Genomic DNA, 14,425 nt, shown 5'->3' on the forward strand with positions numbered 1-14,425 from the left:
GACTTAAATATAGCTCAATTGAATACAGACAAACCAAATAATATAACGTCATTGTTATATAAAACTTTTTCGCCACGAAATCTTAGGGCAAACATCAATAATTTGAGTTATTTGCCTAGGTGGATTATCATTGCTATTGATGTAATGGTTTTGTTTTTTTCGTTTTCTTTTACTTATTTGCTTTTTGAAGGTACTGCAATAGGTTATATTATAACTTCCCATGACTTTTATTTTGTTGGAAGTTTAATTCTGGTCAACATATTTTTCTTTTGGCTTTTTAGAACTTATTCTGGAATTATTAGGCATTCTTCTTATATAGATGCCATAAAACTGTTGTTTTCTCAAATGTCAGTTTTGGTTTTTTTCTTGTTTATCAATTTAGTTTTTGAATTATATACTGGTCATAAAGCCTTTTTGAACACAGCACTTTTCATTAATTTAGTTTTATCTTTTTGCGGGTTATTTTTATACCGTGTGATCGTAAAACAGACATTTGAAATGTACTTTTCAGAAAAAGCTACCACTAAATTGGTTAGAACTGTAATTTATGGTACAGATGCAAATGCAATCTCGGTTGCAAATGCATTAAAATTTGAAACTCCTTCTCGATTTAAAATTGTAGGTTTTGTAGATAAAAACAATCAGAATGCATCTAAGCGTATGCTGGATCTTCCAATTTTAATCTTAAGAAAAAAACTTCCTGCTCTTATGCGATCTGTTGCGGCAGAAGGAGTTATCATAGCAGATAAAAGTTTAACTAAAGACGAGCAATTAATAATCGTTGATCAATGTCTTGAATTCAACTATAGAGTTTACACAGTACCATTGATTTCGGATTGGGAAAACCAAAAAGAAATTTCTCAAAAAGTAAAAAATATCCAAATTGAAGATTTACTAGAGAGAAAACCTATAGTTTTAGATAGTAAATCAATTTCTAAACAATTAAAGGACAAAACAATTTTAATTACTGGAGCTGCGGGTTCAATTGGTAGCGAAATTGTGAGACAGGTTTTGAACTTTAGTCCTAAAAAAGTTATTGTTGTGGATCATGCTGAAACCCCTTTGCATAATTTATGCTTAGAGACACAAGGCATGAACGTAAACACCAAAATTGTAGCTGTTATTGCTGATGTTAGAAGCAAAAAAGCATTAGAAAAAGTCTTTAAAAGTTACACGCCACACGTTGTTTTCCACGCGGCTGCTTACAAACATGTACCTCTTATGGAAGAGAATCCTTCTCAGGCAATTCAAACCAACATAAAAGGAACTAAAAATCTAGCTGATTTAGCCTGCAAGTATAACGTGAAGAAATTCGTAATGGTTTCTACAGATAAAGCAGTGAATCCTAGTAATGTAATGGGAGCCAGTAAAAGAATCGCTGAAAAATATGTTCAGTCATTATTCTTAAAGAATCAAAAAGAAAATGTGGAAGGCGGTACAAAATTTATCACAACTCGTTTTGGAAACGTTTTAGGTTCTAACGGATCTGTTGTTCCATTGTTCACAAAACAAATTGCAGAGGGAGGTCCAGTGACTATTACACATCAAGATATTATTCGTTATTTCATGACAATTCCAGAAGCTTGTCAATTAGTATTAGAAGCTGGAGCGATGGGTAATGGTGGTGAAATCTATATCTTCGATATGGGTAAACCAGTTCGAATTATTGATTTAGCTAAGAAAATGATTAAACTAGCAGGTTTTATTCCTGATAAAGAAATAAAAATTAAGATTGTTGGTTTAAGACCTGGAGAGAAACTTTATGAAGAATTATTAAATGATACTTCTAAAACACTTCCAACATATCATAACAAAATCATGATTGCACAAGAAATTCAAGATGAGTATGAAAATCTGCATATTGATGTTGATGAACTTATCGGAATTGCAGATTTTTATGAAAATGATGATATTGTAGCTAAAATGAAAAAGATCGTTCCTGAATTTAAAAGTATGAATTCTACGTTTGAGGTTTTAGATAAATAATCTCATTTAATAATATATTTACAATACAATCAAAAGGTGTTTTTTATAAAAACACCTTTTGGCATTTTTAAACAAATTCTAAAATGTTAAAAATCCTGTTAATTTTTGATTTTTTAAAATAACATTTTTCCCTATCTCAAATGAACAATTACGCTGATAAGACAAATGAATGGCTGTTTGAAATAACCCCTAAGAATCGGTTTTTCTCACTAAATTTTAAAGAGATTTGGCAATACAGAGATTTGTTACTTCTTTTTGTAAAAAGAGATATTATAACTGTTTATAAGCAAACGGTACTTGGACCTCTTTGGTACTTAATTCAGCCTTTATTTACTTCCATAACCTTTACTATTATTTTTAATAATGTTGCAGGAATTAAAACGGGATCCATTCCTCCATTCTTATTTAATCTAGGAAGTATAATGGTATGGAATTACTTTACTTCTTGCTTGACTGGAACGTCGGATACTTTTAAATCTAATGCGGCAATTTTTGGGAAAGTCTATTTTCCTAGAATTATTACTCCTTTGTCCATTGTAATTTCGAACTTAATCAAATTTGGAATCCAATTTGGCATATTTGTTATCTTTTACATTTTTTATTTTTTTAATGGCGCAAAATTAACTTTGAATGGTTCATTATTTTTCTTTCCAGTATTAATTGTTGTAATGGGAATTTTAGGTCTTGGTTTAGGAATGTTGATTTCATCAATGGTAACTAAATATAGAGATTTAAATAATTTAGTTGGTTTCGGAATACAGTTGCTTATGTATGTATCTGCTGTAATGTACCCAATGGAATTGATTAAACAAAAGTTGCCAAAATTTGGTTGGATAGTGCAATATAATCCGTTGGCTTATGTGATAGAAACTTCTCGTTATATGCTTTTAGATATTGGAAGCATATCATCTTTAGGTTTAGTATACACGACCGTTGTTACATTAGGCATTTTTTTTGTAGGATTACTGGTTTTTAATAGAACAGAAAAAAGCTTTATTGATACTGTGTAAATGAAAGATATTATATTAAAAGCCGAGAATATTTCTAAGCAATATCGTTTAGGCCAGGTTGGTACAGGAACTTTAAAACACGATTTAAATCGTTGGTGGCATAAAATTCTTAGAAAAGAGGATCCATATTTAAGATTAGGAGAAGTTAACAATCGTTCTACAAAAGGGACTTCAGATTATGTTTGGGCTTTGCAGGATATTAATTTTGAAGTAGAAAGAGGAGAAGTTTTAGGTATTATTGGAAAAAATGGCGCAGGAAAATCTACGTTGTTAAAAATTCTTTCGAAAGTTACAGCTCCGACAACTGGAAGTATTAAATCTCGTGGCCGGATTGCTTCTTTACTGGAGGTTGGTACAGGATTTAATGGTGAAATGACTGGAAGAGAAAACATATTCCTGAACGGTGCTATTTTAGGAATGACAAAAAAAGAGATTACTTCGAAACTGGACGAAATAATTGAATTTTCTGGTTGTGAACGCTATATTGATACTCCTGTAAAAAGATATAGTTCTGGAATGACAGTTCGTTTAGCTTTTGCAGTTGCAGCTTTTTTAGAGCCTGAAATTTTAGTTATTGATGAGGTTTTGGCAGTTGGAGATGCAGAATTTCAAAAGAAGGCTATTGGTAAAATGCGGGATATTTCTAAAGGAGAAGGGAGAACAGTTCTTTTTGTAAGCCATAATATGGTAGCTGTAAAAAATCTTTGTACAAGAGGTATTGTTATGGAATATGGAAAAGTTGCGTACGAAGGTGAAATAGATGAAGCAGTTGATTATTATCTATATTCAGAAGATATTGAAAGAGAGTCACATTTTATTGAAAATGGGCATTTTAACTTTTCTAAACATTTAGCTAAAAAAAATGGAAATATAGGAATTATTTCAGTGGAGATTTTTTGTAATGGAAAATTGACTAATACGGTTTTAACGGGATCAAAAGTTGAATTTAAATTTAAATACAAACTAAAGGAAAAATTTATAGAACCAGTTCTTGGCGTGGTGATTAAAGATTTAGATGATGTTGAGATTATTGGTTTAAATAATAGAAATACAGGCGATAAAATTGGAAATGATAAAAATGAAGGAGAAATTATTTTGTCATTTCCTGTTTTTAGGTTAATTAAATCAAAAAAGTATAAAGTTGATCTTTATTTTGGAGATCAAGAGGATAATAGAGATACTATTATTGATGCCTTTTATTTTAATGTTTTGCAAAGTTTGAATGAAACTAAGCTAATACAGGAAAGGTTAAATTATTTTTATGATTCAGAAATTAAATTTTATTAAAGATGAGTGATATAAAATATGTACATGAAGAAGTAGTACATAACTACAAGGCTGCCAGTGAAATTATTCCTTTTTTGATAAAATTATTGGAGCCTAAAAGTGTAATTGATGTAGGTTGTGGGATAGGAACTTGGTTAAAGGTATTTAAAGATAATGGCGTTGAAAATATTCTTGGTGTAGATGGTGATTACGTAGACAGAAAATTATTGAAAATTGAAAAGGAAAATTTTGTTGATTTTAATCTTGAGACGCTGTTTGTAAGTAAAGAAAAATATGACTTGGCTATTTCCTTAGAAGTCGCAGAACATTTATCTTATTTCTCCGCAGATGTCTTTGTTGAGACACTAATCGGGTTAAGTGATATAATAGTATTTTCTGCAGCGATACCAAACCAGGGAGGACAAAACCATGTAAATGAGCAGGAACCTAAATACTGGATTGAAAAATTCGAAAAAAAAGGTTTTAAATTGTATGATATTTTGAGACCTATTTTTTGGGAAAATGAAAATGTTGATCCATGGTACAAACAAAATGTTTTCATATTTTCAAACAAAAGTTCTTTAGATGAAAAATTAAGCTCCTTTCAAAGTTTTAGAGGGACTTATCTGGTTCATCCCTATATATTTAATAGTTACTCTGAGAATTTTATATATTATAAAAATCAGTTTGATAAAATTAACTTAGGGAAAAAAAATGTTAAATATTATTTTCAGATACTTTATAAATCATTAAAAAATAAATTTGCGAAAATTATTTATGATAGTTAATAAAACTCCAAAAATAACTGTTATAATGCCTGTCTACAATTGTGAACTTTATATTGCGGATGCAGTAGACAGTATTTTAAATCAAACCTACAATGATTTTGAGCTTTTAATAATTGATGATGCCTCGACAGATTCTACAGTATCTATAATTAAAAATTTTAATGATGAAAGAATCCAATTAATAGAAAAGCCAAAAAATTCTGGTTATACAAATAGTTTAAATTTTGGTTTACAGCTTGCAAAAGGGGAATATATTGCCAGAATGGATGGTGATGATATTAGTTTACCAGAGAGATTCGAAAAACAAATCAATTTTTTAAATTCTAATAAAAATATTATTGTTTGTGGTTCTTTATTAAATATAATTGGTACTAATCATATACAGCCTTTACCAGAAAATCATGAAGACATAAAAATAGCATTTTTGAAAGGTAATGCGATGGTACATCCTTCTGTTATGTTTCGAAATGTTAATGACAATAATTTTTCAATTCTGTATGATACAGCAAAAGAACCCGCTGAAGATTTTGATTTATGGGTTAGATTATTATCAATAGGGGAATTGCATAATTTACAAGAAGTTTTACTTAATTATAGAGTTCATGACGCACAGGTTTCTCACAAAAGAGAAATACAGCAAATGGAATCTGCAATGGAATCAAGGATAAATATGTTAGCATATTTAAATTGTAATATTGATTTAAGGGAACGAAATTTATTGAAAAAAATATTGCACCATAAAAGTTGGTTTACATTTTTAGAGTTAAAAGAATTTTTAGTGCTAAAGAATAAATTGATATTAGCCAATGATAATGCGTTTTTTAAAAAAGAAGAATTTTTAAAATATTTATTAGAAATTGAAAATAAAATGTTGAAAAAATATTTTTTGAAAAGAGCCAACTACTCGCCTATAATTTATTTCCAATATATTAGTTGTAAATTAGGTAAACAATTTCAAAAATTACCAGATTTAAACCAATTGAAATTATTTGTCAAATCAATGACCTTTTATAAAGTAAAATGATTATATCATTAGTTTCAATAATAGTCCCTTGTTATAATCAAGCTCAGTATCTTGAAGAAGCTTTACAATCAATATTTGACCAAACTTATGAAAATTGGGAATGTATTATCGTTAATGATGGTAGTTTAGATAATACTGAAGAAATAGTAAAGAAATGGATTATAAAAGATTCTCGTTTTAAATACTTTTATAAAGAAAATGGAGGATTGAGCAGTGCTCGAAATCTAGGTTTGGAAAATGCAAAAGGAGAATATATTCAATTTTTGGATTCAGATGATTATATAGCCAAAACGAAATTACAATTATCGATCGCAGAATTGCAACATGAAGACAAAAACATTGTAATTTCAAATTTTAAAATGTTCTCTCAAAGTATTAGTGATTTGGGAGAGTCATCCTGTGATTTGAAATTAGAGTATTTTAATTTTAAAAATATATTGTTTGGATGGGATTATGATTTTAATATTCCCATACATTGCGGTTTTTTTCAAAAAAGCTTTTTTGATGATTTTAGATTTCCAGAAGCATTAAAAGCTAAAGAGGATTGGGTAATGTGGTTGAGCTTTTTTAAAAAGCAGCACAACGTCTATTTTTTAAACTCTTCTTTAGCATACTATAGACTTCATGAAAATAATATGACAAAAGATGTAAAGCATATGGAAACGAATTCGTTGAAGGTCTTGTCATATTTAAAAGAGATTGTTCCAAAAGGTGATTTTATAGATTATTTATTTTTTATTTTGGAAAAAAGACAAGAAAAAATAAACGCACTCGATTTAAAAATTTATAAAATGCAAAACTCAAATGGTTATAAATTTTTAGAAAAACTTAAAAAGATGAGTATTGTAAGTTTCCTTTATAATAAAATTAAAAGTCATAATTGACGAAAAATCTGGATCTACTTAAATAGTATCTGAATCTAATTTTATTTAAATTTCTTATAATTTAAATTTAAAGATACAGGATAGAATGAGATTCTATAATAATTTATTTTAAATGATTGCAATAGTAATTCCATACTATAGAATAAGTTTTTTTGAAGAAACACTTGAATCATTAGCCAATCAGGTAGACAAACGATTCAAAGTATATATTGGTAATGATGCGAGTCCAGATGATCCTTCTAATTTATTATTAAAATATAATGACCATTTTAATTTTGAGTATTATAAATTTGATGAAAATCTGGGTAGAATTTCACTAACAAAACAATGGGAACGTTGCATTGGACTAATAGAAGATGAAGAATGGATTATGGTTTTGGGAGATGATGATGTTTTAGCAGACAATGTCGTTAAAGACTTTTATGCTAATTTAGAAAAGATTAATGAAAATGGAATTAATGTAGTACGTTTTGCAACAAAAGAAATAAACGAAAAAGAAAATTCTATTTCTCAGCTTTATAAACATCCAGAATTCGAGAATCCCTTGGATTTTTTAATTAGAAAATTAAAATGGCAGACAAGAAGTTCACTTTCTGAATATATCTTTAGAAAAGAAGCATTTTTAAAATATAAATTCCACTCTTATCCTTCTGCATTCTATAGTGACGATAAAGCATGGATAGATTTTTCTGAGGATAAACCCATTTTTACAATTAATACATCAGCAATTAGTATTCGTATTTCAGATCAAAGCATTTCTGGGAAAGCTAAGATTTCAGACCAGTTAAAAGCTGAGTACTTATATGTTAAAGGTTTTTACGAAAATAAATTAGCATATTTTTCATTAAAAGATAAGCTTTATATTTTAAAAAGAATGGAATATTTTATCTATTCTAAATATGAAACAGGCAGGATGTCAAAATTAATTTTATACATTAATTATTGGAAAAGTTTTAATGTGTTTGAACTGCTGAAATACCACAAAAGACTTATCAATAGATTTTTTAATAAGTGATTATTTGTTTATGAAAAAGATACTTTTTATTATTCACGAAGCTTCAGAAACAGGAGCTCCTTTAGTGATTTTAAATTTATTGGAGTCATCTTATTCAAACCAATATGAGTGTTTTGTTTTGAGTTTATATGGAGGAAAAATCGAAAATGAACTAAGAAAAAAAGCAAAAGTTTCAATATTAAATAAAAAGATAAAAAAGAGTGTTTTCAATAAAATTAGCAATAAGATGTTTAATTTTGAAAATGAGTTTTTAAAAAAAGCGAAGGATGGTTTTTTTGATTTAGTATATGTTAATAGCTTGGCTTGTTTTAGTAGATTGCCCAATTTAGATTTTCTGAGCAACAATAAAACTATACTTAATGTACATGAAGGGCCGGTTTTGACTGAAAACCTTAACATTCACGATGCCATAGTTGAAAATATTCTTAAATTTTCTAGTTTGATTTTTGTGTCCGAATTTGCCAAAGAATCTTTTAATTCCAAATACAATATAGAAAAAAGTTCTCAGTATGTTATACCACCAGTAATTCGTAATTTAGAAGAAAAACAAACAGATTTTAAACATTTAGATGTAAGTGACAATTCCTTTATTGTGAGTTCTTCGGGATCATTAAATTACACCAAAGGTGTTGATTTATTCATACAAGTTGCTAAACTTGTTATTGAAAAAGCGAAAGAAAATAATCCTATTTATTTTGTGTGGATTGGAACAAATGGTAACAACGAAATAAGAAATCATTTTTTTAATGATATAAAAAAAATAGGTTTAGAAAATAAAGTAATAGTGATGTCTAATACTACTAATATAATTAGTTGTTTTAGAGAAACAGATGTTTTTTTCTTACCTTCGAGAGAGGAGTCATTTTCTATGGTTGCTATGGAAAATGCTTTTTTAGGAAACCCAGTAGTATGTTTTGATAATGGAAATGGTGCGATTGAATTTATAAATAATGAAAATGGGTATGTTGTTCCCTATTTAGATACTCAAGCTGCTGCCAATGCCATTTTAGAAATGTATAATGAAAGGAGTTATTTACACGAAAAGTCTCAAGCAGCAAAGAAAATGTCGGCTAACTTCTCTGGTGATAATTCTGCAAAAAAGATTTTTGAAGTAATTGATAGGACTATAAATGCAAATTAAAAAATCAAATGTCTTGATCATTATAGTAACCTATAATGGTGAGAAATGGATAAGAAACTGTTTGGATTCGATTATGAATTCTAATTATTTGGCAGATATTTTTATAGTCGATAATGCAAGCATAGATAATACAGTTGCTATATTAGATCTATACGAAGAGATAAAAATATATAAAAGCAATGTAAATTTAGGTTTTGGTAAAGCCAATAATTTGGGTTTGACTTACGCATTACAAAATGATTATGACTATGCTTTTTTGCTTAATCAGGATACTTGGATAGAAAAAGATACAATTGAAGATTTAGTAGCAGTAGCCCAAAAGCAACAAGACTTTGGCATTATTTCACCAATGCATTATTTTTCGGATAAGATATCTTTAGAATATAATTTTAGTGTTCAACTATCTCCTTGGTTCTGTAAAAATATTCTTTCTGATTTTGTTTTCAGAGATCAAAAATCTATGAAAGAAATTTATCCATTAAATTTTGTAAATGCTGCGGCATGGTTGTTACCAAGAAGAACATTAGAAATAGTTGGAGGCTTTGATCCGCTGTTTTTTCACTATGGAGAAGATAATGATTATTGCAATAGACTAAAATATCATAAGCTAAAGATCGGAATTGCACCTCATGCAAAAATTTATCATGATTGCCTAGATTCAAATAACAAAAATCTTGATACTGAAAAACAGTTAAGGAAATTTGAAATAGAACAAAAAGTTGCACTTTCAAACATTAATTTGAGAATAAAAAAAAGCAATATAATAGGATTGAGTCTTAAATTGCTTTTAATTGCAGTTATTAACTTTTTTACATTCAATTTTAAAAAATCAAAAATGTCTTTTAAAAAATGTAGGATTGTAGTGAATTCTTATAACGGTATTATAACTAGCAGAAAAAACAATGTTTTATCTAAGTCTAATTACTTATAGCTGATAAATTAAGTATTGTGATAACTATAATATATTCTTTTCGAAATCGTGAAATAGATCGAGTTAGAAAATCTCTAAATTCTCTTTGCCTTCAAACCAATAAGAATTTTAATGTGATTTTTATAGATTACGGTTCTCAAATAAAAACTGCGCAAGAAGTAAAAAATACTGTTGAGAGTTTTTCTTTTTGTACGCATTATTATGTTTATGCTGAATTTCAAATTTGGAATAAATCTAAAGCACTAAATTTTGCAATTAAAAAAGTCACTTCAGATTATTGTTTTATAGCTGATGTTGATATGATTTTTCATCCTAACTTTATAGAAATATTAAATGAAAAGAAAGTTGTTAATATAGCAACGTATTTTCAGGTTGGTTTTTTGAGCAAAGAAGAAAGTCTTAAAGAAGTTCCTTTCGAAGAATACAAAATAAATTTCTTGACAGATGAAAACGCAACTGGGATGACATTATTTCCTGTTGAAAAGCTACATTTAATAAATGGATTTGATGAGTTTTTTCATTTTTGGGGAGCAGAAGATACTGATATTCATAATAGATTGAAAAATGTGGGATGTGATATTGTTTATAATGATAGTAAACTATTATTGCTTCACCAATGGCATAAAAATTTTAGATCAAGAGAGACTAAAAAGATAAGTCAAGAACTGCAATTAAGAGGAATTGTAGAGCTAAATAATAATCATATGTGGTTTAATTTTAGAAATAAGGTTTCTCAAATTAATAAAGAAGGTTGGGGTGAAGTAATAAAACCTTCAGATTTTGAAGAGTTAAAAGGTATAGATCCGCAAATATTGTCTAGAGAAAAATCAAAGATTAATCATTTTTTATACAATGAACTGCCAAATTCAAAAGAAAAGGTACTAGCTGTAAAAATTAAGAAAGGAAAAATAGATAGATTAGAAATTAAGTATCTGCTCAAAAAAATATTACGAAGAAAAGTGGCAGAAAGATATACTTTGAGAGAAATAAATGATTTATTCCTTATTCACATTATTTCGTTCTATAATTATTTCCCATACTCATATCAAATTAGCGATGATCTTGAAAATATAACTTTCAAAATTAAAAAATAGTAATATGCCAAAAGTAATTCTCATTTCACAAGTTCCTCTTCCTCATAATAAAATAGGAAGCTGGACTACATTATATAAGAATTATTTAGAGAATAATCATCTAATTGATTATGTAGTATGCGAGCAACCAGAAAACAAATTTGAAAGAGTAGAGTATCGTTTTGTAACAAATAGTTTTTTAGAGAAAATACAAAAGAGATTAAGAAAAAAAACATATTTAACTTATCTAAAAACAATTGAAAAATTATTAGAAACGCAAGAAAGATACATTATACAGATTGTTGATAATTTCGGAATTGTAAAACCATTAGTTGATTTTTTAGAAAAAAAAGGAAAAAGAAAACACTGCTATCTTCAGTTCTTTTATCATGGATTTCCTCCTTTTTATGAGAATTTTAGAAGTAGGTGGTTTTTTGAAAATATAGATGAAATGGTTTTATTAACCAATGATAGTTATAAGGCCCATAAAGAATATTATACAGTATTGCCAACACGATTTTCAGTATTACATAACGGAATTGATACTGCTAAATTCTATCCAGTTTCTCCAATAGAGAAAGAAGTTCTGAAGAAAGAGAGAAATTTTTTAAATAAAAAAATCTTTCTTTGGTGTTCACAAGACCGTCCTAAGAAAGGATTACATATTTTATTAGACGTATGGAAAAGAATTTATGAAAAAAGGCAAGATATTATTTTATTGGTTATAGGATGCGAACCTAGAGAACCTATTAATGGAGTTGAATATCTAGGTTTAATTCCAAATGATCAATTGCCCGAATATTATCAAATGGCAGACTGCTATTTATTTCCAACATTATGCCATGAAGGCTTTGGTTTGAGTTTAATTGAAGCCTTACATTGTGGATGCTATTGTATTGCTTCTGCAAATGGTGGAGTTCCTGAAGTCTTGCAATATGGTAAACTAGGAAGATTGATTGAAAGGCCGAATTTTCAAGAAGAATGGGAAAATGCCATTTTAGAATTTTTAGAACAAAAAGAAATGTCTTCATACACAATACCAAATGATTTGTACTCAATGCAAAATTGGTATGCAGGAATGAATAAAATTATTAATAATGCTAAAAAGTCTTTTTAGTATAGTTTACTTAATCAAATTGAATGAAAATGAAACTCAAAAAAAAGATAAAAAATGCAATCAAAGACCAGATTTTAAAAAAGGGATTTAGGTTTAGTAATGTATTTTACTTTAATTTTTTGGAAAGTGCATTATATCAATTTCTGCTTAAAAATAAGAATATAAATTTTATTCAAATAGGAGCAAATGATGGAAAACGTTTTGATCCTATTTACGAGTTCATAAAATACAATAAAGCAAATGTAAGAGGATTTGTTGTCGAACCAGTTAGTGATTATTTTAGAGATCTGTGTAACAACTATAAAGAGTATCCAAATATAGTGCCGTTGAATTATGCTATTCATAATGATTTGACTGAGGCAACTATTTATAAAATTGCTAAAGAATATGAAAGTAGTGTTCCTGAATTTGCTCTAGGAATTGCTTCTTTTGATCCTAATCACCATCTTAAAACAAATATTCCTAAAGAATTCTTGACAGAAGAAAAAGTGAAATGTTTGTCAATGCTGGCTCTGATTGAAAAATATGATATAAAAGATGTTGATCTTTTGATTTTGGATACAGAAGGATATGATTATTATATTTTGAAAAGTATTGACTTTGATAAAATATCGCCATCAATTATTCATTTTGAACATGGTTTAAATTCTAATACAATGGCGATAGAACAGTTTGAGGATTTGAAAGAATTATTCTACAAAAAAGGATATCAGTTATTTGTAGAAAAAGGGGATGTGATTGCAATTAAAACTTTATTGTTTTTATAATGAAACAAAAAACAATAGTAATAATTCCAGCAAGAGGTGGATCTAAAAGGTTGCCAAAGAAAAATATAAAATTATTTGGAGGGATCCCTTTATTGGCACATAGTATTTTATACGCAAAAGCCCACAAGCATATTATTGATGAGATTTATGTTTCGACAGATAATGAAACTATAAAAAAAGTTGCTTTGCATTATGGCGCTAAAGTGATTGATAGACCAGAATCTATATCAGGAGATTTAGAGCCAACTATTTCTACATTGAAACATGTTTTAGAATCTTTAAATAATAGTGATGTTGAAAATGTAATTTTGTTGCAGCCAACGAATCCTCTAAGGCCAGAAAAATTATTAGAAGAAGCATTTGCAATTTATCTTAGAAATAACTGTAACAGTTTATTTACGGTATCAAGAAATCAACAAAAATTGGGGAAAATAAGTTATAATAAATTTATTCCATTTAATTATAAAATTGGACAAAGAAGCCAAGATTTAGAACCTCTTTTCTTTGAAAATGGATTACTTTATATTACAAAAAGAAAATTAGTTCAAGACAATATAATTATTTCTGAAGATGCTTTTCCATTCGAAGTAAATCATATTTTTGCCAATGTTGATATCGATACACAAGAAGATTTTGAGTATGCAGAATATTTATTCAAAAAAGATGATAAATAATGAACATTAAAAAGTTAGCCGTAGAGAATTATAAAAAGTTTTGTTCTTTCGATGGGAGTGATTACATAGCCAGTGAATTTGCTTTAGAAACATTGTTAAGATTGGTTACTTTTTTTAATGTTAAAAGTATACTTGAAATAGGTCTAGGAATCGGTTCTGTTTCAGACACCATTTTAGTATTGGATCAGAAAGAAAGTTTAGGGTTGGATTATTTCGGGACAGAGAAAAATGAGTTTTGTTTAAATGCATTAAGTAAAAATGTAATTCATTTTAATAAAATCAAACTGTTTTCTGAAATTAAAGAAGTGCCAGCCCGAAAGTTTGAGCTAATTATTATTGATGGTTCTGATGATAGTTTAGAGTTTATTAAGAAGTTTACAGAGACTAGCACTATTTTTTTTGTAGAAGGAGACAGAAAAGAACAAACCCAAAAAATTTTTGATATTTTTCCAAATCACTTATATGTAAATGTGATTACATTAAAAAAGAATCCAACATATGCACATGAAGGAAGAGATTTGAATTCATATATAGGAGGAGGACAGCTTATTTTTGTAAACCCAACTTTGATGATGAAAATATATTGGTTTAAAGAAAAAGCTTCTACTTTCATGAAAAGAAAAATTAGAAAGTGGAATAATTAATTTTTATTATAAATTCTTGATGTCACTACCTTTAAAGATATTTTAAATTCTTAGGAATAGCCATTTATTTTAAAGAAAAAAGATTATACATTTAGAGGTTAAATA

14 protein-coding genes are annotated in these 14,425 nt (G+C 28.0%); all 14 read left to right on the forward strand.

The annotated features are described in order from the left end of the window. Positions 1–18 precede the first annotated feature (18 nt). Positions 19–1,986, forward strand: coding sequence for a nucleoside-diphosphate sugar epimerase/dehydratase (locus P0R33_RS15755; protein WP_276172106.1), 1,968 nt, complete (start codon positions 19–21; stop codon positions 1,984–1,986). A 140-nt stretch (positions 1,987–2,126) separates the two neighbouring features. Next, positions 2,127–2,996: an ABC transporter permease gene (locus P0R33_RS15760; RefSeq protein ID WP_276172107.1), complete on the forward strand. Its 870-nt coding sequence runs from the start codon at positions 2,127–2,129 to the stop codon at positions 2,994–2,996. Next, entirely contained in the window at positions 2,997–4,283 is a 1,287-nt protein-coding gene (locus P0R33_RS15765) for an ABC transporter ATP-binding protein (RefSeq protein WP_276172108.1), read from the forward strand. A 2-nt stretch (positions 4,284–4,285) separates the two neighbouring features. Continuing rightward, positions 4,286–5,050 carry a methyltransferase domain-containing protein gene (locus P0R33_RS15770; protein WP_276172109.1) on the forward strand — a complete coding sequence of 255 codons (765 nt, stop codon included), beginning with the start codon at positions 4,286–4,288 and terminating at the stop codon, positions 5,048–5,050. Next, positions 5,040–6,074: a glycosyltransferase family 2 protein gene (locus P0R33_RS15775; RefSeq protein WP_276172110.1), complete on the forward strand. Its 1,035-nt coding sequence runs from the start codon at positions 5,040–5,042 to the stop codon at positions 6,072–6,074. Before P0R33_RS15770 ends, P0R33_RS15775 begins: the two co-directional genes overlap by 11 nt. Then, the gene (locus P0R33_RS15780; protein ID WP_276172111.1) at positions 6,071–6,958 is read left to right on the forward strand and encodes a glycosyltransferase family 2 protein; all 888 of its coding nucleotides are present in this window, start codon (positions 6,071–6,073) and stop codon (positions 6,956–6,958) included. Before P0R33_RS15775 ends, P0R33_RS15780 begins: the two co-directional genes overlap by 4 nt. A gap of 112 nt (positions 6,959–7,070) precedes the next feature. Further along, positions 7,071–7,973, forward strand: coding sequence for a glycosyltransferase (locus P0R33_RS15785; protein WP_276172112.1), 903 nt, complete (start codon positions 7,071–7,073; stop codon positions 7,971–7,973). Between the two features lie 10 nt (positions 7,974–7,983). Next, a complete protein-coding gene (locus P0R33_RS15790; protein ID WP_276172113.1) occupies positions 7,984–9,114 on the forward strand; it encodes a glycosyltransferase family 4 protein in 1,131 nt (376 codons plus the stop codon). Continuing rightward, entirely contained in the window at positions 9,104–10,045 is a 942-nt protein-coding gene (locus P0R33_RS15795; RefSeq protein WP_276172114.1) for a glycosyltransferase family 2 protein, read from the forward strand. Before P0R33_RS15790 ends, P0R33_RS15795 begins: the two co-directional genes overlap by 11 nt. A gap of 17 nt (positions 10,046–10,062) precedes the next feature. Next, positions 10,063–11,139 carry a glycosyltransferase gene (locus P0R33_RS15800; RefSeq protein WP_276172115.1) on the forward strand — a complete coding sequence of 359 codons (1,077 nt, stop codon included), beginning with the start codon at positions 10,063–10,065 and terminating at the stop codon, positions 11,137–11,139. Positions 11,140–11,143: 4 nt separating this feature from the next. After that, positions 11,144–12,235, forward strand: coding sequence for a glycosyltransferase family 4 protein (locus P0R33_RS15805; protein ID WP_276172116.1), 1,092 nt, complete (start codon positions 11,144–11,146; stop codon positions 12,233–12,235). A 29-nt stretch (positions 12,236–12,264) separates the two neighbouring features. Continuing rightward, entirely contained in the window at positions 12,265–13,002 is a 738-nt protein-coding gene (locus tag P0R33_RS15810; protein WP_276172117.1) for an FkbM family methyltransferase, read from the forward strand. Further along, positions 13,002–13,676: an acylneuraminate cytidylyltransferase family protein gene (locus tag P0R33_RS15815; RefSeq protein ID WP_276172119.1), complete on the forward strand. Its 675-nt coding sequence runs from the start codon at positions 13,002–13,004 to the stop codon at positions 13,674–13,676. The genes P0R33_RS15810 and P0R33_RS15815 overlap by 1 nt, the downstream gene beginning before the upstream one ends. Further along, positions 13,676–14,320, forward strand: coding sequence for a hypothetical protein (locus tag P0R33_RS15820; protein ID WP_276172121.1), 645 nt, complete (start codon positions 13,676–13,678; stop codon positions 14,318–14,320). The genes P0R33_RS15815 and P0R33_RS15820 overlap by 1 nt, the downstream gene beginning before the upstream one ends. The last annotated feature ends 105 nt before the right edge of the window (positions 14,321–14,425 follow it).

The sequence above is a fragment of the Flavobacterium sp. YJ01 genome, from assembly GCF_029320955.1.
Lineage (GTDB): Bacteria > Bacteroidota > Bacteroidia > Flavobacteriales > Flavobacteriaceae > Flavobacterium.